This window comes from Pseudomonas sp. PL-6 (assembly GCF_054110165.1).
This window is the reverse complement of the sequence record NZ_CM134189.1, coordinates 1217800-1241910: the sequence shown is the minus strand read 5'-3', so window position 1 is coordinate 1241910 and position 24111 is coordinate 1217800. Positions and strand designations below refer to the sequence as shown.

Sequence of the window (24111 nt, the reverse complement as noted above, 5' to 3'; positions counted from 1 at the left end):
CCCCTGCGTACCATCCACATTCCGCACATGCAAAGGACCCCGTCATGATTCGTATGCCCCTGGCCTCCGCCAGCCTGCTGGCCATCGCCATTTCCCTCGCCGGTTGCGGCGAAGACCAAGCGCCCGCCAGCCAAGCGGCGGCCCCGGCTGCCAGCAGCGAGAGCAGCGCTCCGGCAGCCGCAGCCAAGGTCGACGAGGCGGCGGCCAAGGCCGTGGTCAAGCACTACGCGGATCTGGCCCTGGCCGTGTTCCGCGACGCCGCCAGCACCGGCAAGGCCCTGCAGAGCGCCATCGACGCCCTGCTGGCCAACCCCAGCGAAGCCACGCTGAACGCCTCCAAGCAGGCCTGGCTGGCCGCGCGCGTGCCCTATATGCAGACCGAAGTGTTCCGCTTCGGCAACGCCGTGGTCGACGACTGGGAAGGTCAGCTCAATGCCTGGCCGCTGGACGAAGGCCTGATCGACTACGTCGCCGCCGACTACCAGCACGCCCTGGGCAACCCCGGCGCGCAGGCCAATATCGTCGCCAACAGCGAGCTCCAGATCGGCGAAGACAAGATCGACGCGAGCGAGATCAACGCCGAGCTGCTGGCCAGCCTGAACGAGCTGGGCGGCTCCGAGGCCAACGTCGCCACCGGCTACCACGCCATCGAGTTCCTGCTCTGGGGCCAGGACCTCAACGGCACCAACCCCGGCGCCGGCGAGCGCCCCTACACCGACTACCTGGTCGGCGAAGGCGCCACCGGCGGCAACGGCGAGCGCCGTCGCGCTTACCTGAAGGCCGCCACCGAGCTGCTGGTCAGCGACCTGGACAGCATGGTCGAGCAGTGGAAAGACGGCGTCGAAGGCAACTACCGCAGCGAGCTGCTGGCCGACTCGGCCGAGAACGGCCTGCGCAAGATGCTGTTCGGCATGGGCAGCCTGTCCCTTGGCGAGCTGGCCGGCGAGCGCATGAAGGTCGCCCTGGAAGCGGGCTCCACCGAAGACGAACACGACTGCTTCAGCGACAACACCCACAACTCGCACTTCTACAACGGCAAGGGCATCCGCAACGTCTACCTCGGCGAGTACAAGAAGGTCGACGGCAGCACCCTGAGCGGCCCGAGCCTGGCCGAGCTGGTGGCCAAGGTCGACGCCCAGGCCGACGCCACTCTCAAGGCCGACCTGGAGGCCAGCGAGGCCAAGCTGCAGGCCCTGGTCGACAGCGCCGAGAAGAACAACCAGCACTTCGACCAGCTGATCGCCGAAGGCAACACCGAAGGCCAGCAACTGGTGCGCGACGCCATCGCCGCCCTGGTCAAGCAGACCGGCGCCATCGAACAGGCCGCGGCCAAGCTGGGCATCGGCGACCTCAACCCGGATACCGCCGATCACCAGTTCTGATCGAACCGGTAACCGCACGGACCGGCGCTTTCGCAAGGGAGCGCCGGTTTTTTATGGGCGATTGCACGCCCTGTAGAAGCAGTCTGGCACCCGACTCCCGGATTGCATCCAGGCCACAAGACAGCTTTGCGCGACCTTTTGCCCCGCCAATGAAACGCTAATCCATCTTATTTAAGCTCCGTTAGCCTGCTAAGCTTAGCCCCCTCCTGTTTCACGCTCCGGACTCTTCGATGCTGTCGTTCCCGCGCCGTTTGCTGCCCCTGCTGGCCCTCGCCCTGGCCGCCTGCGATCAGCAACCGCGCTTCACCGCCGCCGAGCCCGGCGAAGCGCTCTCGGCCGGCGCCGCCAGCGTGCGCCAGTACGATCACAACGCCTTCTCCATGCCCGCGGCCAACCTGGCACCGAGCCGGCGTCTGGACTTCGCCGTGGGCAACAGCTTCTTTCGCAACCCCTGGGTCGTCGCCCCGGCCACCACCACCGCACGCGACGGCCTCGGCCCGCTCTTCAACACCAACGCCTGCCAGAACTGCCATATCAAGGACGGCCGCGGCCACCCGCCGGCGCCCGATGCCGCCAGCGCCGCCTCGCTGCTGGTGCGTCTGTCGCTGCCCCACGATGCGGCCCAGGCCGAGCTGATCGAGCGCCTGGGGGTGATTCCCGAGCCGACCTATGGCAGCCAGCTGCAGGACATGGCCAACCCCGGCGTGGCGGCGGAAGGCAAGGTGCGCCTGAGCTACCGCAGCCTGCCGGTGCGCTTCGCCGACGGCACGCTGGTGGAGCTGCGCCAGCCCGAGCTGCAGATCAGCCAGCTCGGCTACGGCGACATGCATCCGGACACCCGTTTCTCGGTGCGCGTGGCGCCGCCGATGATCGGCCTGGGCCTGCTCGAAGCCATCGCCGAGGCAGATATCCTGGCCAATGCCGACCCGATTGATGCCGACGGCGACGGCATCTCCGGGCGACCCAACCGGGTCTGGGATCGCGTCCAGCAGCGCAGCGTGCTCGGCCGCTTCGGCTGGAAGGCCGGCCAGCCGAACCTCAATCAGCAGAACGCCGAGGCCTTCGCCAATGACATGGGCCTGACCAGCTCGCTGGTCGACCAGGACAACTGCACCGCCGCGCAGGCCGACTGCCGCACCGCGCCCCACGGCGGCGCGCCGGAGGTCAGCGACAGCATTCTCGCCAGCGTGCTGTTCTACAGCCGCAACCTCGGCGTGCCGGCGCGCCGCGACGTCGACTCGCCCGCCGTGCTCGCGGGCAAGAACCTGTTCCACCAGGCCGGCTGCCAGCAGTGCCACACCCCCAGCTTCACCACCGCGGCCGCTGCCGCCGAGCCGGAACTGGCAGGCCAGTCGATCCGTCCCTACAGCGACCTGCTGCTGCACGACATGGGCGAGGGCCTGGCCGACGGCCGCGAGGAGTTTCTCGCCACTGGCCGCGAGTGGCGCACCGCGCCGCTGTGGGGCATCGGCCTGACGCAGACGGTCAATGGTCACAGCCAGTTCCTCCACGACGGCCGCGCGCGCAACCTGCTGGAAGCCATCCTCTGGCACGGCGGCGAGGCCGAGGCGGCCAAGCAGCAGGTCCTTACCTTCGACGCCGAGCAGCGCGCCGCGCTGCTGGCCTTTCTCAATTCCCTATAAGGAGCCCGACATGCTGCACAAGAGCCTGATCGCTTCTCTGCTCGGCCTGGCCCTGGTCGGCTGCGGCCAGCAGGAGCCCAATGCCCAGGTCAGCGCGGCGCTGGCCGACGGCGTGCTGCTGCCAGCCTACAGCAGCTGGCAGGAAGCCGACCGCCAACTCGCCGCCAGCGCCGCCGCCTTCTGCGCCGGCGACGCCGACCTGCCGGCCGCGCGCCAGGCCTTCCTCGGCGCGCAGAGCGCCTGGGCCGGGCTGCAGCCGCTGCTGCTCGGGCCGCTGGCCGAAGGCAATCGCGCCTGGCAGATCCAGTTCTGGCCGGACAAGAAGAACCTGGTGCAGCGCCAGGTCGAAGCCCTGGTCAAGAACAAGCCGCAGCTGAGCCAGGCCGATGTGGAAAGCGCCAGCGTGGTGGTGCAGGGCCTGAGCGCCTACGAATACCTGCTGTTCGACCCCAGCCTGGATCTGGCCCAGTCCGAGCAGAAGGCGCGCTACTGCCCGCTGCTGACGGCCATCGGCGAGCATCAGCAGGCGCTGGCTGGCGAGATTCTCGGCGAGTGGCAGGGCGAACAGGGCATGGCCGCGCAGATGAAGCGCTTTCCCAACGAGCGCTACGCCGACGCCGACGAGGCCATCGCCGAACTGCTGCGCGTGCAGGTCGGCGCCCTCGACGGCCTGAAGAAGAAGCTCGGCGCGCCCATGGGCCGGCAGAGCAAGGGCATTCCCCAGCCCTACCAGGCCGAAGCCTGGCGCAGCGCCGCGAGCCTGGCCAACCTCGGTGCCGCCCTGGCCAGCGCCGAACTGCTGTGGCACGGCAGCAACCAGGACGGCCTGCAGGCGCTGCTCGGCAGCGATCAGGCCGAACTGGTGGAGCGCATCGACGCCGCCTACCAGGACACCCGCCAACGCCTGGCCGCGCTGGAGCGGCCGCTGGGCGAGCTGCTCGGCGAAGACGCCGGGCGCGCCAACCTCGACGAGTTGTACGACAGCCTCAATCGCCTGCACCGCCTGCAGGAAGGCGAGCTGGCCAAGGCCCTCGGCGTGCAGATCGGCTTCAACGCCCACGACGGGGACTGACGATGCAGCGCAGAACCTTGCTCGGCCTGGGCGCGCTGCTCGGCGTCGGCGCCGCGACCGGCGCCTTCGCCGGCTGGACCCTGCTCGGCCCAAAGGGCCAGCCGCTGCTGCTGTCCGCCCGCGACGACGGCGACGGCCGCCACTACGCCGTGGGTTTCCGACTGGACGGCTCGCGCGCCTTCGCCACGCAGGTAGCCGAGCGCTGCCACGACGTGGTGCCGCACCCCAGCCTACCGCTGGCGCTGTTCGTCGGCCGCCGGCCGAGCACCGCCAGCTACCTGATCGACACCCGCGAAGGCCGCCTGCTGCAGAGCCTGGTCACGCCGGCCGGCCGCCACTTCAACGGCCACGCGGTGTTCCACAAGGGCGGCGACTGGCTGTACGCCACCGAGAACGACACCAACGAGCCCGGTCGCGGCGTGCTCGGCGTCTACCGCCTGCAGGGCGAGCGCCTGGTGCGCGCCGGCGAGCATGCCAGCCACGGCGTCGGCCCGCACCAGCTGCTGTGGATGCCCGACGGCGAAACCCTGGTGGTGGCCAACGGCGGCATCCGCACCGAAGCCGAGAGCCGGGTGGAGATGAACCTCGACGCCATGGACGCCAGCCTGGTGCTGATGCGCCGCGACGGCAGCCTGGTCAGCCGCGAACGCCTGGCCGAGCAGCAGAACAGCGTGCGCCACCTGGCCGTGGCCAGCGACGGCACGGTGGTCAGCGGCCAGCAATACATGGGCGACATCCAGGATGCGGCCCCGCTGCTGGCGATCAAGCGTCCCGGCCAGGCCTTCCAGCCCTTCCCCCTGGGCGAGGCGCAGCGCCTGGCGATGAACCAGTACACCGCCAGCGTGGCGATCCACAGCGAGCTGCGCCTGCTGGCGCTGACCGCCCCACGCGGCAACCGCTTCTTCATCTGGGACCTGGACAGCGCCGCGGTGCGCCTGGACGTGCCGCTGGCCGACTGCGCCGGGGTCGGCGCGCTGGCCGAGGGCTTCGTGGTCAGCTCCGGCCAGGGCCGCTGCCGCCTGTACGACTGCCGCGGCGAGCGCATAGTCGCCAAGGCGCTGGAGTTGCCGGCCGGGCTGTGGGACAACCACCTGCGCCTGGCCTGACGTAGAGTACGCCGCGCGCCTACTGACATATTTATGTCATCAAACTGTTATCAAATGCCGCTAAGGGGCATGGCCTCCGCATGACCGGCCAACGGAAAGGGATATCCGGCCAGCACCTGTCCATTCCATTTTCCGAGGCGTGACGTCCATGCTGCAAAAATCCCTGCGCGCGCAGATCCTCGCTCTACTCGGCGGCAGCCTGGCGCTGATCCTGATCACCGCGCTGGCCTGCTTCAGTTTCCTCTCCGGCGGCATCCAGTCCTACCGCGGCCTGCTCGACGGCCCGCTGGAGGCCTCGCGGCTGATCGACGCGGCCAACGTCGAGTTCAAGACCCAGGTGCAGGAATGGAAGAACGTGCTGCTGCGCGGCCAGGACAGCGCCAACCTCGAGCGCTACTGGAGCCAGTTCGAGGCGCAGGAGCGCAAGGTGCAGGACACCCTCGGCCAACTGATCCAGGTCGCCGCCGCCGATCCGGCGCTGAAGGCCCAGGTCGAACGCCTGCGCAGCGAACACCAGAGCCTCGGCGCCAACTACCGCAAGGGCCGCGACGCCTTCGTCGCCGCCGGCGCCGACGCCCAGGCCGGCGATGCCGCGGTCAAGGGTATCGACCGCGCCGCTAGCGAGCAGATGAGCGCGCTGGTCGACCAGCTGCGCCAGCACAGCCTGAGCCAGGCCGAGCAGATCAACGCCAGCGCCGAGCGCACCATCCTCAGCGGTACCCTGCTGATGCTGGCCGCCGCCCTGGTGATCGGGGTGTTCAGCCTGTGGCTGGTCAATCGCCACCTGATCATCCCCATCCGCCACCTGATCACCCACGTCGATCAGCTCAGCCATGGCCAGTTCGGCCAGCGCGTGGAGACCTCGCGCGCCGACGAATTGGGCATGCTGGCGATAGCCGCCAACACCCTGCGCGACTTTCTCGCCAGCACCACCGAGAGCCTGCACCAGAGCGCCGGCAACCTCGACAACGCCAGCGGCGAGCTGAACGCCATCGCCTCGCGCATGACCGAGGGGGTCAACGAGCAGTTCCAGCGCACCGACCAGGTCGCCACCGCCATGCACCAGATGTCCGCCACCGCCCAGGAGGTGGCGCGGCATGCCGCCGAGGCGGCGCACGCGGCGGACGATGCCGACGACTCGGCGCGCCAGGGTGGCAAGGTCATGCAGTCGACCATCGCCACCATCACCGACATGCGCGGCGAGATCGCCAACACCGCCGAGGTGATCCGCCGCCTGGAGGCCGACAGCGGGCGCATCGGCAAGGTGCTGGAGGTGATCCGCGGCATCGCCGAGCAGACCAACCTGCTGGCGCTCAACGCCGCCATCGAAGCGGCGCGCGCCGGCGAACAGGGCCGCGGCTTCGCCGTGGTCGCCGACGAGGTGCGCACCCTGGCCCAGCGCACCGCCGAATCCACCGCCGAGATCAACCAGATCATCGATACCGTGCAGACCGGCGCGCTGAATGCCGTGCGCGCCATCGAGAGCGGCCAGCAGCGCAGCGAGCAGGGCGTCACCCAGGTCACCGAGGCCGGCGCCATGCTGCAGCGCATCACCGGCGCGGTGGAGGCGATCCGCGACATGAACCGGCAGATCGCCACCGCCGCCGAGGAGCAGACCTCGGTGGCCGAGGACATCTCGCGCAACCTCACCGAGCTGACCGCCATCGCCAGCGCCAACCAGGAGAACGTCGAGCGCACCCAGGCCGCCAGCCACAACCTGCGCAACCTGTCCGGGCAGCTGGGCGAGGTGACCCGCCGCCTCGGTTCATAGATCACTCAGCAGCTGGCACAGGGAAGTGCCAGCACCCTGCAATCACCCGCCCCACGGGGTTTTGACAGCGCCCGGCTCTGGCACTAAGGTGCCTCTCTTGCCTATTCCCAGGCCCTACCCTGCTCGCCAAGGAAACGGAATATGTTGCTCCGCCGCATGCTCATCATGCTCGGCGTGGTACTCGTCGTGGTACTCGCCTTCGCCGCCTACAAAGGCCTCTCCATCTACCAGCAGATCCAGATGTTCTCGGCACCGCAGCCGGCCATCAGCGTCTCCGCCGCACAGGCCGAGCAGCAGCCCTGGCAGGGTCGCCTGCCGGCCATCGGCACGCTCAAGGCGTTCCAGGGCGTCGACCTGTCCGCCGAGGTGGAAGGCATCGTCAGCGCAGTGCTGTTCGAGTCCGGGCAGAAGGTCACGCTCGGCCAGCCGCTGATCCAGCTCGACAGCGAAGTGGAACGCGCCAACCTGGCCACCGCCGAGGCGGTGCGCAGCCTGGCGCGGGTCGAATTCGAACGCGGCCGCAGCCTGGTGAACCGGCAGAGCATCTCCAAGAGCGAGTTCGACCGCCTCAACGCCGAGCTGCTCAAGGCCGAGGCGACGGTCGCCCAGCTCAAGGCGCAACTGGACAAGAAGCGCGTGCTCGCCCCCTTCGCCGGCACCATCGGCATCCGCCAGGTGGACACCGGCGACTACCTCTCGCCCGGCGCCGCCATCGCCACCCTGCAGGATCTGTCGCGCCTGCACGTCGACTTCTTCCTGCCCGAACAGCGCGCGCCACTGCTGCAGGTCGGCCAGCGCGTGCTGGTTGGCGTGGCCGCTTACCCGGGCGAGACCTTCGAGGGCCGGATCGCCGCGCTCAACCCCAAGGTGGAGAACGAAACCCGCAACCTGCAGGTGCGCGCCACCCTGAGCAACCCGGACGAGAAGCTGCTGCCGGGCATGTTCGCCAACCTCGAGGTGCTGCTGGCGGGCGACGAGCCGAAGATCGTGGTGCCGGAAACCGCCATCACCTACACCCTCTATGGCAACTCGGTGTACGTGGTGCAGGAAAAGCAGGACGAGGACGGCCAACCGGTCAAGGATGCCGAGGGCGAGACGCAGCTGACGGTCGAGCGGCGCTTCGTCGAGACCGGCGAGCGCCGTGCCGGCCGCGTGGTAATAGTCAAGGGGCTGCAAGCCGGCGAACAGGTGGTCACCTCCGGCCAGCTCAAGCTGGACAATGGCGCCCATGTCGAGCTGGTCGAAGATCCGGCACTGCAACTAGACGCGAACTGACCCGTCAACGCGCGTAGGAGCCAGCCCGCTGGCGATCTGCCCCAAGCCAGATCTCGCCGGCATGCCGGCTCCTACGGATGACAACAGCCAAGGAAATCCTTATGGCTTTTACCGATCCTTTTATCCGCCGTCCGGTGCTGGCCACAGTGGTCAGCCTGCTGATCGTGCTGCTCGGCTTCCAGGCCTTCGGCAAGCTGAGCATCCGTCAGTACCCGCAGATGGAGAACGCCCTGATCACGGTGACCACCGCCTACCCCGGGGCCAACGCCGAGACCATCCAGGGCTATATCACCCAGCCGCTGCAGCAGAGCCTGGCCAGCGCCGAAGGCATCGACTACATGACCTCGTCGAGCCAGCAGAACCTGTCGACCATCTCCATCTACGCGCGCATCGGCGCCGACACCGACCGCCTGTTCACCGAGCTGCTGGCCAAGGCCAACGAGGTGAAGAACCAGCTGCCGCAGGACGCCGAAGACCCGGTGCTGTCCAAGGAGGCGGCCGACGCCTCGGCGCTGATGTACGTCAGCTTCTACAGCGACGAGCTGTCCAACCCGCAGATCACCGACTACCTCTCCCGGGTGATCCAGCCCAAGCTGGCCACCCTGCCCGGCATGGCCGAGGCGCAGATCCTCGGCAACCAGGTGTTCGCCATGCGCCTGTGGCTGGACCCGGTGAAGATGGCCGCCTACGGCGTCACCGCCGGCGACCTCAACGAGGCAGTGCGCAAGTACAACTTCCTCTCCGCCGCCGGCGAGGTGAAGGGTCAGTACGTGGTCACCAGCATCAACGCCAGCACCGACCTGAAGTCGGCCGAGGCCTTCGGCGCGATTCCGGTGAAGACCCTCGGCGATACCCGCGTGCTGGTGCGCGATATCGCTCGGGTGGAAATGGGCGCGGAGAACTACGACTCGATCAGCTCCTTCGACGGCATCCCCTCGGTGTACATCGCCATCAAGGGCACGCCGAGCGCCAACCCGCTGGAGGTGATCAAGGAGGTGCGCGGCATCCTCCCCGAACTGGAGGCGCAGCTGCCGCCGAACCTCAAGGTGGCCATCGCCTACGACGCCACCCTGTTTATCCAGGCGTCCATCGACGAGGTGGTCAAGACCCTGATCGAGGCGGTGCTGATCGTCATAGTCGTGGTGTTCCTGTTCCTCGGCGCGCTGCGCTCGGTGCTGATCCCGGTGATCACCATCCCGCTGTCGATGATCGGCGTGCTGTTCTTCATGCAGCTGATGGGCTACTCGATCAATCTCCTCACCCTCCTGGCTATGGTGCTGGCCATCGGCCTGGTGGTGGACGACGCCATCGTCGTGGTGGAGAACATCCACCGCCATATCGAGGAGGGCAAGACGCCGTTCGACGCTGCCATCGAGGGCGCGCGCGAGATCGCCGTGCCGGTGGTGTCGATGACCATCACCCTGGCCGCGGTGTACGCCCCCATCGGCTTCCTCGAAGGCCTGACCGGCGCGCTGTTCAAGGAATTCGCCCTGACCCTGGCCGGCGCGGTGATCATTTCCGGCATAGTCGCCCTGACCCTGTCGCCGATGATGTGCGCCAAGCTGCTGCGCCATGACGAGAACCCCTCGGGGCTGGCCCATCGCCTGGATCTGATCTTCGACCGGCTCAAGCAGCGTTACCAGAAGATGCTGCACGGCACCCTCAACACCCGCCCGGTGGTGGTGGTGTTCGCCCTGATCGTCATGGCGCTGATCCCGGTGCTGCTCAGCTTCACCCAAAGCGAACTGGCGCCCGAGGAAGACCAGGGCATCGTGTTCCTCTTCGCCAACGCACCGCAGCCGACCAACCTCGACTACGTCAACGCCTACACCGACCAGTTCGTGGAGATCTTCAAGACCTTCCCCGAGTACTACTCCTCGTTCCAGATCAACGGCTTCGACGGCGTGCAGTCGGGCATCGGCGGCTTCTTGCTGACGCCCTGGAACGAGCGCGAGCGCACCCAGATGGAGATCCTTCCCGAGGTGCAGGCGCGGCTCAACCACATCCCCGGCCTGCAGATCTTCGGCTTCAACCTGCCGTCGCTGCCGGGCACCGGCGAGGGCCTGCCGTTCCAGTTCGTGATCAACACGCCGAACGACTACGAGTCGCTGCTGCAGGTGACCGAGCGCATCAAGGCGCGCGCGCTGGAGTCGGGCAAGTTCGCCTTCCTCAATATCGACCTGGCCTTCGACAAGCCGGAAATCGTGGTCGACATCGACCGCGCCAAGGCCGCGCAGATGGGCGTGTCCATGGAGGACCTGGGCGTCACCCTGGCCAGCCTGCTCGGCGAGGGCGAGATCAACCGCTTCACCATCGACGGGCGCAGCTACAAGGTGATCGCCCAGGTCGAGCGCGCCTATCGCGACAATCCGGGCTGGCTGGACAGCTACCACGTGCGCAGCGAAAGCGGCGTCATGGTGCCGCTAGGCACCCTGATCAGCCTCAGCGACCGCGCCCGGCCGACCAAGCTCAAGCAGTTCCAGCAGCTCAACTCGGCGATCATCGAGGGCGTGCCCATCGTCAGCCAGGGCGAGGCGATCGACACCATCACCGCCATCGCCCGCGAGGAAGCACCGCGCGGCTACAGCTTCGACCATGCCGGCGCCTCGCGGCAGTACATCCAGGAAGGCAGCGCGCTGTTCGTCACCTTCGCCCTGGCCCTGGCGATCATCTTTCTGGTGCTGGCCGCGCAGTTCGAGAGCTTCCGCGACCCGCTGGTGATCCTGGTCACCGTGCCGCTGTCGATCTGCGGCGCACTGGTGCCGATCTTCCTCGGTTTCTCGACCATGAACATCTACACCCAGGTGGGCCTGGTGACGCTGATCGGCCTGATCAGCAAGCACGGCATCCTCATCGTCGAGTTCGCCAACCAGCTGCGCCACGACAAGGGCCTGCCGCTGCGCGAGGCCATCGAGGAAGCGGCGGCGATCCGCCTGCGCCCGGTGCTGATGACCACCGCGGCGATGGTGTTCGGCATGGTGCCGCTGATCCTCGCCAGCGGCGCCGGCGCGGTGAGCCGCTTCGACATCGGCCTGGTCATCGCCACCGGCATGAGCGTCGGCACGCTGTTCACCCTGTTCGTCCTGCCCTGCGTCTACAGCCTGCTGGCCAAGCCGGATGCCGAGCGGCAGGAACAGGCACAGGCTTCGCCCGCCCATTGAGCAGTGCCTGCCCGTAGGGTGTCGCAGGGCCGCGACACCCTACAGCCGGCGTACGACAGAAAGGCGTAATTAGTCCTTGCTATTTATGTAATAGGAATTATTCTCAGTTACGTAAAGACGGCCAAGGAGACCTGCCATGACCTACCTGATCGATGCCTGGCTGGACCGCCCGCATCCCTATCTGCGCATCCTCAATCGTGAAACCGGCGAGGTCTGCGCCATGCTCGAAGAGGAAGCCCTGGACGAGCTGCGTGACCAGGGCGATCTGGACCTGCACGAACTCAACTCCAGCGAACCCATAGTGCTCAAGGAGCTGGTGCGCAGCCTGTTCCTCTACTGCTACGCGCGGGCCTTGCGGCCCTAAGTCGAAACCGCCATTCGGTGCTCGCGGCGCAATCGCTGAAACGCAAACGGGGCGCCCTGTTTCCAGGGCGCCCCGTTTCGTTGGCCTTTCTCGCTGTCAGGTAGGGTGCGCCATGCGCCCCGCAGCGACAGCCTGTGTCCAAGGCTTACAGGATATCGAGCAGCTCGACATCGAACACCAGCACGCTGTGCGGCGGGATGCTGCCGACGCCCTGGGCGCCATAGGCCAGCTCGCTCGGCACGTGCAGGCGCCACTTGCTGCCGGTGCCCATCAGTTGCAGCGCCTCGACCCAGCCCGGGATCACCCCGCCGACCGGGAATTCCGCCGGCTGGCCGCGCTCGTAGGAGCTGTCGAACACGGTGCCGTCGATCAGGGTGCCGTGGTAATGGGTACGCACCTGGTCGTCGGCCGACGGCTTGGCGCCCTCGCCCGCCACCAGTACTTCGTACTGCAGGCCCGACGGCAACACGGTCACGCCTTCGCGCTTGGCATTCTCGGCCAGGTAGGCGCGGCCTTCGCCGGCAGCGGCTTCGGCCTTGGCGGCGGCTTCGGCCTGCATGATTTCGCGGATGACCTTGAAGCTGGCACCCAGCTCGGCCTCGGAGACGCGGCTGGCCTGGCCGCCGAACGCGTCGGTCAGGCCGGCGAGGATGGCCGTCAGGTCGACGCCGGGCGGCGGGTTGTCGCGCAGTTGACCGCCGAGTTGACGGCCGATGCCGTAGCTGACGCGGCCCTCGTCGGAGGACAGATCGGGGCTGAAGGTGAATTCGGACATGAAAGGCTCCGCTTGGGGCTGCAAAAAGGCCGGCCAGACTAGCACAGAAGCGCGGCCCGTCGTCACGCGCCCATGCTGGCGGAACGGCGCCGTCGGCAGCGCTCGGAGCAGTAACGCACTTCGTCCCAGCAGCGCGCCCATTTCTTGCGCCAGGTGAACGGCAGCCCGCAGACCGCGCAGCTTTTCACCGGCAACTGGCGCTTGTTCACAGCATCTCCCCGGCATCCAGGCGGGCCAGCAGGCGTTCGCCCCAGTCCCACAGCGCCTGCTGCCTGGCCTCGTCCATGCGCGCCAGGTTGCGATAGACCATGCCCAGGCGCGGGTTGCGCTCGAGCCGCTCGCGGTGGCGCATAAGGAAGTGCCAGTACAGCGCGTTGAACGGACAGGCCGACTCGCCGCTGCTCTCGCTGACCTTGTAGGCGCAGCCGCTGCAGTAGTCGGACATGCGCTTGATGTACTGGCCGCTGGCGCAGTAGGGCTTGGAACCCAGGTAGCCGCCGTCGGCGTGCATCACCATGCCCAGGGTATTGGGCAGCTCGACCCAGTCGAAGGCATCCATGTACACCGCCAGGTACCAATCGCAGATCTGCTTGGGCGCGATGCCGGCGAGCAGGGCGAAGTTGCCGGTGACCATCAGCCGCTGGATATGGTGGGCGTAGGCGTGCTCCAGGGTCTGGCCGATGGCCTGGCGCAGGCAGTTCATACGGGTGTTGCCGGTCCAGTAGAACGCAGGCAGCGCACGCGTGTTGCCGAAGGCGTTGCCCTCGGCGTACTCGGGCATCTGCAGCCAGTAGATGCCGCGCACGTACTCGCGCCAGCCGATCAGCTGGCGGATAAAGCCCTCCGCCGCATTCAGCGGCACCCGCCCGGCCCAATAGGCGGCCTCGACGTCGGCGCACAGGCGGCGCAGGTCGAGCAGGCCGATGTTCAGCGCGGCGCTGATGCGCGCGTGAAACAGGTAGGGCTCGCCGCTGGCCATGGCGTCCTGGTAGTCGCCGAAATCCGCCAGGCCGCGGGCGAGGAAATGCGCCCAGAGCCGCTCGGCCTCGGCGTGGGTCACCGGGTAGTCGAAGGCCGCCAGGCTGCCGTAGTGGTGGGAAAAACGCGCGGCCACCAGCGCCAGCACCTCGCCGGTGATCGCGTCGGGGGCGCTGCGCAGCGGCTGCGGCGGGCGCACACCGCGCGGCAGGGCCTTGCGGTTGTCGGCGTCGAAGTTCCAGGCGCCGCCCACCGGCGTGCCGTCGCCGTTCATCAGCAGGCCGCTGCGGCGGCGCATCTCGCGGTAGAAGTACTCCATGCGCAGCTGCTTGCGCCCGCCGGCCCAGGCGGCGAACGCCTCGCGGCTACAGAGAAAACGCTGGTCGACATGCCAGTGAATCGGCAGGCCGCAGTGGCGCAGGGCCTGCTCCAGGCGCCAGTCGCCGCATTCGGTAAGGTGGATTTCCTGGGCGCCGAAATGATCAGCCCAGCGCAGCAATTCGCCAGGCAGCGAGCCGCTGTTGTCGGCATCGTCCAGGCGCACGTACTGCACGCGCAGGCCGCGCTCACGCAGCGCCGCGGCGAAGTGGCGCATGGCGCTGAAGATCAGGGCGATCTTCTGCGGATGGTGCGGCACATGGCCGGCCTCCTCCGCGACCTCGGCGAGCAGCACGACGTCCTGCGCCGGGTCGAGCCCCTGCAGGCTGGCCAGATCGAAACTGAGCTGGTCGCCGAGCACCAGGGCCAGGCGGCGCGCGCTCACCCTCACCCGATCACCAACTGGAACGCAGGGAAATCGGCACCTTCAGGCAGTCCTGGCTACCGGCCGGCATGCCGCACATCTCGTCGTGCACCACCGCGTGCACCAGGTTAAACGGCACCTTCGGCAGCTCGTGCAGCAGGTCGCGCGCATGTTCCACCGAGCGCAGGTGCAGGGTGGCGCCCTGGCTGTCGCTGAGCGGGTGGGCGCGGCCGTCCATCTGCGCTTCGAGCAGATAGATGCCGCCCTCCATGGAGATCAGGTTGAGCTCGTCGATGTGCCCGGCGTGGGCATGGCTGGACAGGTCTTGCAGATTCATGGGGCTCTCCTTACGCAGGCAAAGCTATACAAAAATCACTTCATATACAATTTTTGTACAAGCAGATAAAAGCACAAGGCAGAAAGCAAACCGCCCGTCCGTTTTGCAACGGCCGGGCGGCGGTGGAGCCCCGGGACGACTCAGCCGTCGTACTTGGTCAGCTTGTCCAGATAGCCCATGGCGAAGGCCGAGCCGACGAAGGTCAGGTGGATGATCACGTACCACTTGAGGTACTCGAGGTCGTAGTTCTTGGCGTCCATGAACACCTTGAGCAGGTGGATCGAGGAGATCGCCACGATGGAGGCGGCCACCTTCATCTTCAGCGAGCCGGAGTCCATCTTGCCCAGCCAGCTGAGCTTCTCGGTGCCTTCGCGAATGTCCAGGCGCGAGACGAAGTTCTCGTAGCCGGACAGCATCACCATCACCAGCAGGCCACCGACCAGAGCCATGTCGATCAGCGACAGCAGCTTGAGGATCACGTCGGCTTCGGCGAGGGTGAAGATCTGCGGCAGGATGTGGTACAGCTCCTGGAAGAACTTGATCGACAGTGCCAGCACCGCCAGCGACAGGCCGAAGTAGATCGGGGCCAGCAGCCAGCGCGAGGCGTACATGGCGTTTTCGATGAGGCGTTCCATAGGGACTCACTGCAGGGTCAAAACTGGCGCGAGTATACCCAGCCGCCCGCGCCAGACAAAGCGCGCGACGGCCTCGGCGGTTATCCACGCTTTCTGTGGATAAAGCTGTGGGCAATGGCGCCTTGCGCGGCGCGACGGGGCATGGCCTGCGGCCTGGGCGGCGCTGTACAAAAGCCGCGCAGATGTGACCCTCAGGTCTCCGGCTGGAACTGGTAGCACCCGGTGGGTCGACGGCGCTCGCCGTTGAGGCGACGCAGTTCGGCCTGCAGGTGCAGGCGCCAGATGGGTGGTTCGAAGCATTCGGCATAGCCCTGCTGGGCCAGGCTCTCGGCGATGGACGCAAGCACCCCTTCGGCGACAAAAGGCCCGTAGAACGGGCCCTGTGCCTTGATCGCCGAGGGTTGCGCGCCGGACATGCCGGCCGCGCAGAGCAGCGTCCAAAGTCCGTTTTCCCCGGCCAGCGGCCGGATCACGCATTCGATACGAGTGACCAGGCCCAGGCATTGGCGGGTAAGGCAGAGGCTACGCGGCATGGCGGCGACCCTCGCGGATTCCAGGCTCCAGCCTACACCCCGAGCGGCCGCACTGTGAAGGCCAAAGTTATCCCCGCAATCTGTGGATAACTCTGTGCATGACGGCTGAACAACGATGCCGGCACGGTTGCCCCGGGCGATCCGGGACAATCGTGCAAGATTTGTTCAGCCCGCGGCGCCCTCGCCTTCGCCCTTCTTGCGCCGCGGCGCCTTGGCCGGCTTGGCGGCGACGGGCTCGGCTTCGGCCTTGGCCTTGGCCGCCTCGGCGTGCTTGCCGTCTTCCTCCAGGTCGATCTCGGCGATTTCACGCAGGCGCTCGACCACCCGCGCATTGACGCTGCCCTTGGGGAAACGGCCCTGCTCGTCCGGATGGCCGGCCGCCTCGCCGACCAGCAGGCTCAGCGCCTCGTCGACGTGGCGCACGGCGTAGACGTTGAACTGGCCGGCACGCACCGCCTGCAGCACGCGGTCGTCGAGCATCAGGTTGCTGACGTTGGAATGGGGGATGATTACCCCCTGCTCGCCGGTCAGACCGCGTGCCTCGCACAGGCGGAAGAAGCCTTCGATCTTCTCGTTGACCCCGCCGACCGCCTGCACTTCGCCGAACTGGTTGATCGAGCCGGTGATGGCGAAGCACTGCTTGAGCGGCGTGCGCGACAACGCCGAGATCAGCGTGCAGACCTCGCCGAGCGAGGCGCTGTCGCCGTCGACGTAGCCGTAGGACTGTTCCAGGGCGATGCTGGCGGAAATCTCCAGGGGGAATTCCTGGGCGTAGCGGCTGCCGAGAAAACCGGTGAGGATCATCACCCCCTTGGAGTGGATCGGCTGACCCAGGCTGACTTCGCGCTCGATGTCGACGATGCCACTGCCGCCGGGATAGACGGTAGCGGAGATGCGCGCCGGTACGCCGAAGGCCGAGTCGCCCACTTCCAGCACGGTCAGGCCGTTGCACTTGCCGACCGCGGCGCCGCAGGTGTCGATCAGGATGATGCCGGCCAGCATGTCGTCGATGATCCGCGCCGACACCCGCCCGGTGCGGGTGGCCTTGGCCTTGAGGGCGCGCTCGATATGGCCGACGTCGGTGAGCGTCTCGCCGGCCAGGTGGCGGATGAAGTCGGCCTCGCTGACCAGCTGGAACAGGTCGCCGATGCGTGCCGACAGACGGCCCTGATGCTCGGCCAGGCGCGCGCTGTAGGTGGCCAGGCGCGCCACCGCCGCGCCGGTCAAAGGCGCCATGCCCTCCTCCGAGGTGCGCGTTTTCATCAACTGGGCGAACTGCTCCAGACTGTCCTCGGCCAGGGGAATGTCCTCGTCGAAGTCGACCAGCACGCGGAACATCTCCTGGAAGTCCGGGTCGTGGTCCTGCAGCGCGTAGTAGAGCTGGCGCGAGCCGATGATGATGACTTTCAGCTGCAGCGCGATGACCTGCGGATTGAGGGTCACGGTGGCGATGCGGCCGAGGTCGCCCAGCGGCGACTCCATCTTCAGCTGGCGCGAATGCAGGGCGCGCTTGAGCGCCTCCCAGACGAAGGGCTCGTTGAGCAGCTTCTCCGCCTCCACCACCAGGTAGCCGCCGTTGGCGCGGTGCAGCGCGCCGGGGCGCAACTGGCGGTAGCTGGTGTACAGCGCGCCCTGGTCGGAGCTGTATTCGATGCGGCCGAACAGGTTGTCGTAGGTCGGGTGCGACTCGAACACCACCGGCGCGCCGCCGTTGGCGTGGTGACCGACCACTAGGCTCGGGCAGTACTGCTCCTCGAGCAGCTTGCGCAGCTGCGGGTCGGCCTTGTCGACGTCGACCAGCTGCTCGACCGCGGTCTTCAGCAGATTGACCTGCATCGCCTGCAGATAAGCGCAGACGCCGGCGTTCTCCGCGTATTTCTCCGACAGCGGCGCCAGCAGCGGCTGCAGGGCGACGGTGATGGTCTCCTCGTTGAGCTGGCGCAGCAGGTTGCTCGACTCGCGTTTCCACTGCGGCAGGCTGGCCAGCTCCTCGTTGAGGCGCTCCTCGAGCAGGGCGATGTCGGCATGGAAGCGCTCGCGCTCGGCTTCCGGCAGCTGGGCGAACTCGGCCTCGTCCAGCGCCTTGCCGTCGGCCATCGGGGTGAAGGCGATATTACTGCTGTCGCGGTACAGGGCCACGCCCTTCTCCAGCGACAGCTTCTCGATCACGTCCAGCGCCTGGTCGTAGCGCTTGTTGAAGGAGCGATCGATGGCGCTCTTCTTCTGCTGGTAGGTGGGCGTCTCGAACACCGCCGGGAAGGTGGCCAGCAGGTTGTCGATCAACTGGTTGATGTCGGCGATGAAATCGCTCGCGGTGCCGGCTGGCAGTTCGAGCGCGCGCGGCTCGCGCGGCTCGTCGAAGTGGTTGACGTAGACCCGGTCGGCCGGGGTCTCCATGCGCTTGGCCTCGGCCTTGAGGTAGCGCTGGACGAAGGAGAAGCGTCCGGTACCCGGCTCGCCCATGACGAACACGTTGTAGCCGGGGCGCGGCATGGCCACGCCGAACTGCAGGGCCTCCACCGCGCGAGCCTGACCGAGCACGCCACGGAAGGGCTCGAGGTCGTCGGTGCTGGTGAAGTTGAACTGCTCGGGGGCGAAGGGGCGGGTCAGGGAGTCGGGCGGCAGCCGCAGGCTGGCAGCAACGGAGTCGGGCATCGTAAATCCTTAGGCGGGAAGGCAGGGGCCTGGGGGAAATCATGGCCCCATCCGCGGCCCCGGACAAGCGCTAAGCTTGATCCAGGGCAGCCTCCTGCGCCCAGTGCCGCTTAAAGTGTCGCGCTCCTCTCACCGGACGCCCCGCATGAGCCTATTCCAGGAAATCGCCGCCCTGCTCGCCCTCTCCGCGCTGTTCGGGATGCTGGCGGTGCGCCTGCGCCAGCCGCTGATCATCGCCTACATCCTGGTCGGCATCCTCGCCGGTCCGGCGGCGATGAACCTGTCCGGCGACCACGCCTCGCTCGGCCTGCTGGCCGAGATCGGCATCACCGTGCTGCTGTTCGTGGTCGGCCTGAAACTGGACATGCGCCTGGTGCGCACCCTCGGCCCGGTGGCGCTGGCCACCGGTCTGGGCCAGCTCACCTTCACCATCCTGTTCGGCCTGCTGCTGTGCCGCCTGCTCGGCCTGGACTGGCTGACCGCCACCTACGTGGCGGTGGCGCTGACCTTCTCCAGCACCATCATCATCGTCAAGCTGCTGTCGGACAAAGGCGAGATCGATTCGCTGCACGGGCGCATCGCCATGGGTTTTCTGATCGTGCAGGACATCGCCGTGGTGCTGGCCATGCTGGCGATCAACCTCTACCAGCCGGCGGCGGGCGAACGCCAGGGCCTGTCGCCGCTGGCGCTGATCACGGTACTGCTGTGCAGCCTGATCCTGCTCTACATCCTGATGCGCTACGCCCTGCCGCACCTGCTCGCCCCCATGGCGCGCTCGCCGGAGCTGCTGATGCTGGTGGCCATCGCCTGGGGCACGCTGCTGGCCGGCGGCGCCGAGGCGCTGGGCCTGTCCAAGGAGATCGGCGCCTTTATCGCCGGTTTCTGCCTGGCCTCGACGCCGCTGCGCGAGGCCATCGCCAGCCGCCTGACCAGCCTGCGCGACTTCCTGTTGCTGTTCTTCTTCCTGCACCTGGGCATCCAGCTGGATTTCACCCATTTCCAGGGCCAGCTCGGCAGCGCCCTGCTGCTGTCGCTGTTCGTGCTGATCGGCAACCCGCTGATCGTCATGGCGATCATGGGCGCGATGGGCTACCGCAAGCGCACCGGCTTCATGGCCGGGCTCACCGTGGCGCAGATCAGCGAGTTCTCGATCATCTTCGTCGCCATGGGCATCGGCCTCGGCCACGTCGGCGGCGAAGCCCTGGGCCTGACCACCCTGGTGGGGGTGATCACCATCACCCTGTCCACCTACATGATTCTCTACGCCCAGCCGCTGTTCGAGCGCCTGTCGCCCTGGCTGGGACCGTTCGAGCGGCGCGTGGCGCACCGCGAGAACGCCGCCGACAGCGCCAGCGACAGCCAGCAGCCGGAGGTGATCGTCTATGGCCTGGGCCGCTACGGCCGCCAGCTGGCGCACCGCCTGGAAGACGCCGGGCTGCGCGTGCTCGGCGTCGACTTCAACCCGGAAGCCCTGGCCAGTGCCCGGCGCACCGGCCTGACGGTGTGCTACGGCGATGCCGAGGATCACGACTTCATCGCCCATCTGCCGCTGCAGCAGGCGCGCGCGCTGGTCAGTACCATCCCCCAGCGCGAGGTCAACGCCATCCTCCTGCGCGCCGCGCGCAGCGCCGGCTTCCGCGGCCAGGTGACCTTGAGCGCCTTCCGCGAGGGCGACCTGGAGGCCTTTACCCGCGCCGGCGCGGCCAGCGTGCTGCAGCCCTATATAGACGCCGCCGACTCGGCCGCGCGGCGGCTACTGGAAGAGGTCGGCCAGCCGCTCAGTTGAGCGCGGCGCAGCGCAGGCAGAATTCCGCCGCCGGCAGCGCCCTGAGCCGCCCGGCTTCGATCGGCTCGCCACAGCGCTGGCATTCGCCGTAGTGGCCCTCGGCCAGGCGCTGCTTGGCCAGGCCGACCTGGCGCAAGGCGGCCTCGGCCTCGGCCAGCAGCGCCTCGAGCACCTCGTCGTTCTGCCGTTGCTGCGCCTGCTCGGCGAAATCCGCCGAATGGCTGCGCCCCAGGTCGCGGCGGATGGCGTTGGCGCGGGCGCCGTATTCGGCCAGCAGGCCGTCGAGCACGGCGGCGGTGTCGTGGGCGGTCATGATGCAACTCCTCGAGGCGATGACTTAAGTGTGGCCGCTGCCGGCCAAGTTGCACGGCAACCGCGCAAGCACCGCCTTGACACCCGCCACGCGCCTGGCCAAAGCTCGGCCATCGCCACTATTAGAAGAACAGCGACCTTGAAACGGACATTCGCCGCCCTCGCCCTGAGCCTCAGCCTGCCGCTGCAGGCCGCCTCGCCCCCGCCGCTGGCCACACTGGCCGCCGATCCCTACTGGATTGCCCTCGGCCACTACGAGACCGGCAAGCTCGGCGGCTGGCGCAGCTACGTCGACGACCAGGCCTTCTTCCTCGCCGAGGCTGGCGCCAGCGATCCGGCCGCGGAGCTGGCCGCCACGCTCGAGGCCCTGTACCAGCCGGCCGAGCTGGGTGACCGCCACCCGCAGTGCGTCTACCCGGCGCGCACCCGCTGGCTAAAGGAGCGCCTGGCGCTGGACGACCTGCCCAGCCCGGACTGCGCCGAATACCGCGCCTGGTTCGCCGACGTCAATCCGCACAGCACCGTGCTGGTGTTCCCCGCCGCCTACCTCAACAGCCCCTCGTCCATGTTCGGCCACACCCTGCTGCGCATCGACCAGGCCGACGTCGACAGCCACAACACCGCCCTGCTCAGCTACGCGCTGAACTTCGGCGCCTTTATCGAGGGCGACGACAACAGCATCCTCTACGCCTGGCGCGGGCTGATGGGCGGCTATCCCGGGCTGTTCGCCCTGGTGCCCTACCGCGAGAAACTCAGCGAGTACAGCCGCCTGGAAAACCGCGACCTGTGGGAATACCGACTCAACCTCAGCCCCGAGGAAACCGGGCGCATGGTCGAGCACGTGTGGGAACTCAAGCAGGTGCGCTTCGACTACTTCTTCTTCGACGAGAACTGCTCCTACCGCCTGCTCGAACTGCTGGAGATCGCCCGCCCCGGCATCGAGCTGACCGAGCACTTCCCGATCACCGCCATCCCCACCGACACCGTGCGCGCGGTGAAGGACGCCGGGCTGATCGAACGCATCGACTACCGCCCCTCGCGCGAGCGCGAACTGCTGGGCCGCGCCGAGCCGCTGGGTGCGGCGGAAAAGGCCTGGGTGCTGAGCCTGGCCGGCGACTCCGCGCAGCTCGGCGCGGCGCCGTTCCAGAGCCTGCCGAGCGAGCGCCGCGCGCTGATCCAGGACGCCGCCTTCCGCCTGGTGCGCTACCGCGCCAGCGGCGAGGCGCGCACGGGCGAGACCGCCGAGCGCAGTTTCCAGCTGCTCGGCGCGGTCAACCGCAACCCGCCGCCGCCGCTGGCGCTGCAACGCCCGCTGCTGCCCGAGGAAGGCCACCAGTCACGCACCTGGCAGCTGGCCGGCGGCAGCCGCGAGGATCGCGCCTTCGCCGAATACGGCCTGCGCATGGCCTACCACGACCTCAACGACAACCTCGACGGCTTCCCCCTCGGCGCGCAGATCGAGATCGCCCAGCTCAAGCTGCGCCAGTACGAGGGCAACCACTGGCAAGTGCAGCGCCTGGACCTGGCCAACATCCGCTCGCTGACGCCGCGCGACGCCCTGCTCCAGCCCTGGTCCTGGCAGGTCGGCGGCGGCCTGGAACGGGTGCTCGGCGCAGACGGCGACAGCCCGCTGGTGGCGCATGTCGGCGGCGGCGGCGGCGCCACCTGGCAGCTCGGCGCTGGCACCCTGGGCTTCGCCCTGGCCACCGCGCGCCTGGAGCACAACCGCGACTTCGCCGCCTTCGTCGCCCCGGCGCTGGGCTTCAACACCGGCCTGCTGTGGCGCAACACGCTGGGCAACCTGACCCTTGAGGCGGCCGGCGACTACTTCCACAACGGCGAGGTGCGCCGTCGCCTGTCGCTGAACCAGCAATGGGAAGTGCGCACCGACCTCGGCCTGCGCCTGAGCGCCCAGCGCGAGTTCAGCCAGCTCGCCGCGCCGGTCAACGAGGTGAAGCTGGAGCTGCGCTGGTATCACTATTGAGCGCCGGCAGGCGCACAATAGCCTTGTCGCACCAGCCTGGACCCCCTGCATGAACGACCACGGCCCGCAGCTGCTGCACGTCGCCGGCGGCAAACCGATCAAGCTCTGGACCCGCGGCGTGCCAGTGGAGGACGAAGCCCGCCGGCAACTGCTCAACACCGCGCGGATGCCCTTTATCTTCAAGCACCTGGCGGTGATGCCGGACGTGCACCTGGGCAAGGGCTCGACCATCGGCAGCGTGATCCCCACCCTCGGCGCCATCATCCCCGCCGCGGTCGGCGTGGATATCGGCTGCGGCATGGTCGCCGCGCGCACCTCGCTGCGCGCCACGGATCTGCCGGACAACCTGCACCGCCTGCGCAGCGCCATCGAACGCGCGGTGCCGCACGGCAAGAGCTTCGGCAAGCGCGACATCGGCGCCTGGGACGAGGTGCCGGCCGCCACCGACGCGGCCTGGCGCGCCCTGGCCGGGCGCTTCCGGGCAATCTGCGCCAAGCACCCGCGCCTGGAGAAGAGCAACCACCGTGTGCACCTCGGCACCCTGGGCGGTGGCAATCACTTCATCGAACTCTGCCTGGACGAGGCCGACCGCGTCTGGCTGATGCTGCACAGCGGCTCGCGCGGCGTCGGCAACGCCATCGGCAACCTGTTCATCGAGCTGGCCCAGGCCGACATGCGCCAGCACCTGGCCAACCTGCCGGACAAGGACCTGGCCTACTTCGAGGAAGGCAGCCGCCACTTCGCCGACTACCTCGAGGCGGTCGGCTGGGCCCAGGACTACGCCCGGCAGAACCGCGCACTGATGCTGCAGGCGGTGATCGCGGCCACCCGCCAGGTGCTCGGCCGGCCGTTCGAGGCGCAGCTGGAGGCGGTGGACTGCCACCACAACTACGTGCAGCAGGAACGCCACTTCGGCCGCGAGGTGCTGGTCACGCGCAAGGGCGCGGTGTCGGCGCAGCCAGGCCAGCTGGGCATCATCCCCGGCTCCATGGGCACGCGCAGCTACATAGTGCGCGGCCTGGGCAATGCCGAGGCGTTCTGCTCCTGCAGCCACGGCGCCGGCCGGGTGATGAGCCGCAGCCAGGCGAAGAAGCGCTTCGACCTGGCCGACCAGCTGCGCGCCACCGCCCATGTCGAATGTCGCAAGGACAAGGACGTGATCGACGAAATCCCCATGGCCTACAAGGACATCGAGGCGGTGATGGCGGCCCAGCGCGACCTGGTCGAAGTGGTGCACAGCCTGCGCCAGCTGGTGTGCGTGAAGGGCTGAGTGACCGGCGGAGATGACGCCGCGACACGGCTTTCTATACTGAAGGTCCCACCGTCCCGTTCTGGAGAGCCATTATGCGCCGCCTAACCGCCTTCTTCGCCGCCGCCCTGCTCAGCGCGCCCCTCTGGGCGATGCACTGCCCGGCGGACATGGCCAAGATCGACGCCATGCTGCAAAGCGACCCACCGGCCGACCCCACCGTGCTGGCCAAGGTGAAGGAACTGCGCGCCGAAGGCGAAGCCCTGCACAAGGCCGGCAACCACAGCGAATCGGTCAAGGTGCTGGGCGAAGCCATCAATCTGCTGGAAGCCAGCGAGTAGTCGCCGGCTC

At 68.0% G+C, this 24111-nt stretch carries 20 protein-coding genes; 12 read left to right on the top strand and 8 right to left on the bottom strand.

What is annotated here, in order from left to right:
- Positions 1-44 precede the first annotated feature (44 nt).
- The 8 genes from ACW9UL_RS05585 to ACW9UL_RS05550 all read left to right on the top strand — a co-directional run bounded on the left by ACW9UL_RS05585 (position 45) and on the right by ACW9UL_RS05550 (position 11774).
- Positions 45-1382, top strand: coding sequence for an imelysin family protein (locus ACW9UL_RS05585; RefSeq protein WP_457789419.1), 1338 nt, complete (start codon positions 45-47; stop codon positions 1380-1382).
- Between the two features lie 230 nt (positions 1383-1612).
- Positions 1613-3025 (top strand): di-heme oxidoreductase family protein, encoded by a 1413-nt coding sequence (locus tag ACW9UL_RS05580; RefSeq protein WP_457789417.1) that lies wholly within the window; start codon positions 1613-1615, stop codon positions 3023-3025.
- Positions 3026-3035: 10 nt separating this feature from the next.
- Positions 3036-4097, top strand: coding sequence for an imelysin family protein (locus ACW9UL_RS05575; RefSeq protein ID WP_457789415.1), 1062 nt, complete (start codon positions 3036-3038; stop codon positions 4095-4097).
- A gap of 2 nt (positions 4098-4099) precedes the next feature.
- On the top strand, positions 4100-5203 hold the full coding sequence (locus ACW9UL_RS05570; RefSeq protein ID WP_397496250.1) for a DUF1513 domain-containing protein: 1104 nt from the start codon (positions 4100-4102) through the stop codon (positions 5201-5203).
- 148 nt (positions 5204-5351) lie between these two features.
- Positions 5352-6974, top strand: coding sequence for a methyl-accepting chemotaxis protein (locus ACW9UL_RS05565; RefSeq protein ID WP_457789413.1), 1623 nt, complete (start codon positions 5352-5354; stop codon positions 6972-6974).
- Between the two features lie 141 nt (positions 6975-7115).
- Complete coding sequence (locus tag ACW9UL_RS05560; protein WP_397496248.1) at positions 7116-8249, top strand: efflux RND transporter periplasmic adaptor subunit; 1134 nt, start codon at positions 7116-7118, stop codon at positions 8247-8249.
- 101 nt (positions 8250-8350) lie between these two features.
- The gene (locus ACW9UL_RS05555) at positions 8351-11410 is read left to right on the top strand and encodes a multidrug efflux RND transporter permease subunit (RefSeq protein ID WP_457789411.1); all 3060 of its coding nucleotides are present in this window, start codon (positions 8351-8353) and stop codon (positions 11408-11410) included.
- Between the two features lie 136 nt (positions 11411-11546).
- Complete coding sequence (locus tag ACW9UL_RS05550) at positions 11547-11774, top strand: PA4570 family protein (protein ID WP_457789409.1); 228 nt, start codon at positions 11547-11549, stop codon at positions 11772-11774.
- Between the two features lie 145 nt (positions 11775-11919).
- On the opposite strand, the gene ACW9UL_RS05545 is transcribed toward ACW9UL_RS05550, so the two are convergent.
- The 7 genes from ACW9UL_RS05545 to ACW9UL_RS05515 all read right to left on the bottom strand — a co-directional run bounded on the left by ACW9UL_RS05545 (position 11920) and on the right by ACW9UL_RS05515 (position 18429).
- Positions 11920-12549 carry an FKBP-type peptidyl-prolyl cis-trans isomerase gene (locus ACW9UL_RS05545; RefSeq protein WP_021442570.1) on the bottom strand — a complete coding sequence of 210 codons (630 nt, stop codon included), beginning with the start codon at positions 12547-12549 and terminating at the stop codon, positions 11920-11922.
- A 62-nt stretch (positions 12550-12611) separates the two neighbouring features.
- A complete protein-coding gene (locus ACW9UL_RS05540) occupies positions 12612-12758 on the bottom strand; it encodes a DUF2256 domain-containing protein (protein WP_021442569.1) in 147 nt (48 codons plus the stop codon).
- Positions 12755-14290, bottom strand: a complete 1536-nt coding sequence (locus tag ACW9UL_RS05535) for a cryptochrome/photolyase family protein (protein WP_457789407.1) — start codon at positions 14288-14290, stop codon at positions 12755-12757. Before ACW9UL_RS05535 ends, ACW9UL_RS05540 begins: the two co-directional genes overlap by 4 nt.
- Positions 14291-14300: 10 nt before the next feature.
- Complete coding sequence (locus ACW9UL_RS05530; protein WP_021443599.1) at positions 14301-14606, bottom strand: DUF6482 family protein; 306 nt, start codon at positions 14604-14606, stop codon at positions 14301-14303.
- Positions 14607-14746: 140 nt separating this feature from the next.
- Positions 14747-15241, bottom strand: a complete 495-nt coding sequence (locus ACW9UL_RS05525; RefSeq protein WP_021443600.1) for a TIGR00645 family protein — start codon at positions 15239-15241, stop codon at positions 14747-14749.
- Between the two features lie 191 nt (positions 15242-15432).
- Positions 15433-15774: a PA4575 family protein gene (locus ACW9UL_RS05520; protein ID WP_021443601.1), complete on the bottom strand. Its 342-nt coding sequence runs from the start codon at positions 15772-15774 to the stop codon at positions 15433-15435.
- Between the two features lie 165 nt (positions 15775-15939).
- Positions 15940-18429 (bottom strand): Lon protease family protein, encoded by a 2490-nt coding sequence (locus tag ACW9UL_RS05515; RefSeq protein ID WP_122107626.1) that lies wholly within the window; start codon positions 18427-18429, stop codon positions 15940-15942.
- 145 nt (positions 18430-18574) lie between these two features.
- Between ACW9UL_RS05515 and ACW9UL_RS05510 the strand changes: the two genes are divergently transcribed.
- Positions 18575-20215, top strand: a complete 1641-nt coding sequence (locus tag ACW9UL_RS05510) for a cation:proton antiporter (RefSeq protein ID WP_397496244.1) — start codon at positions 18575-18577, stop codon at positions 20213-20215.
- Here ACW9UL_RS05510 and ACW9UL_RS05505 read toward each other — a convergent pair.
- Positions 20208-20528, bottom strand: a complete 321-nt coding sequence (locus ACW9UL_RS05505; RefSeq protein ID WP_457789403.1) for a TraR/DksA family transcriptional regulator — start codon at positions 20526-20528, stop codon at positions 20208-20210. The genes ACW9UL_RS05510 and ACW9UL_RS05505 overlap by 8 nt on opposite strands.
- A 138-nt stretch (positions 20529-20666) precedes the next feature.
- On the opposite strand from ACW9UL_RS05505, the gene ACW9UL_RS05500 reads away from it, so the two are divergent.
- The 3 genes from ACW9UL_RS05500 (at position 20667) to ACW9UL_RS05490 (ending at position 24101) form a co-directional block, all read left to right on the top strand.
- Positions 20667-22511: an Lnb N-terminal periplasmic domain-containing protein gene (locus tag ACW9UL_RS05500; protein ID WP_457789401.1), complete on the top strand. Its 1845-nt coding sequence runs from the start codon at positions 20667-20669 to the stop codon at positions 22509-22511.
- A gap of 49 nt (positions 22512-22560) precedes the next feature.
- Positions 22561-23781: an RtcB family protein gene (locus ACW9UL_RS05495; protein WP_457789399.1), complete on the top strand. Its 1221-nt coding sequence runs from the start codon at positions 22561-22563 to the stop codon at positions 23779-23781.
- A gap of 74 nt (positions 23782-23855) precedes the next feature.
- On the top strand, positions 23856-24101 hold the full coding sequence (locus ACW9UL_RS05490) for a PA2433 domain-containing protein (protein WP_122107630.1): 246 nt from the start codon (positions 23856-23858) through the stop codon (positions 24099-24101).
- Positions 24102-24111: the final 10 nt, after the last annotated feature.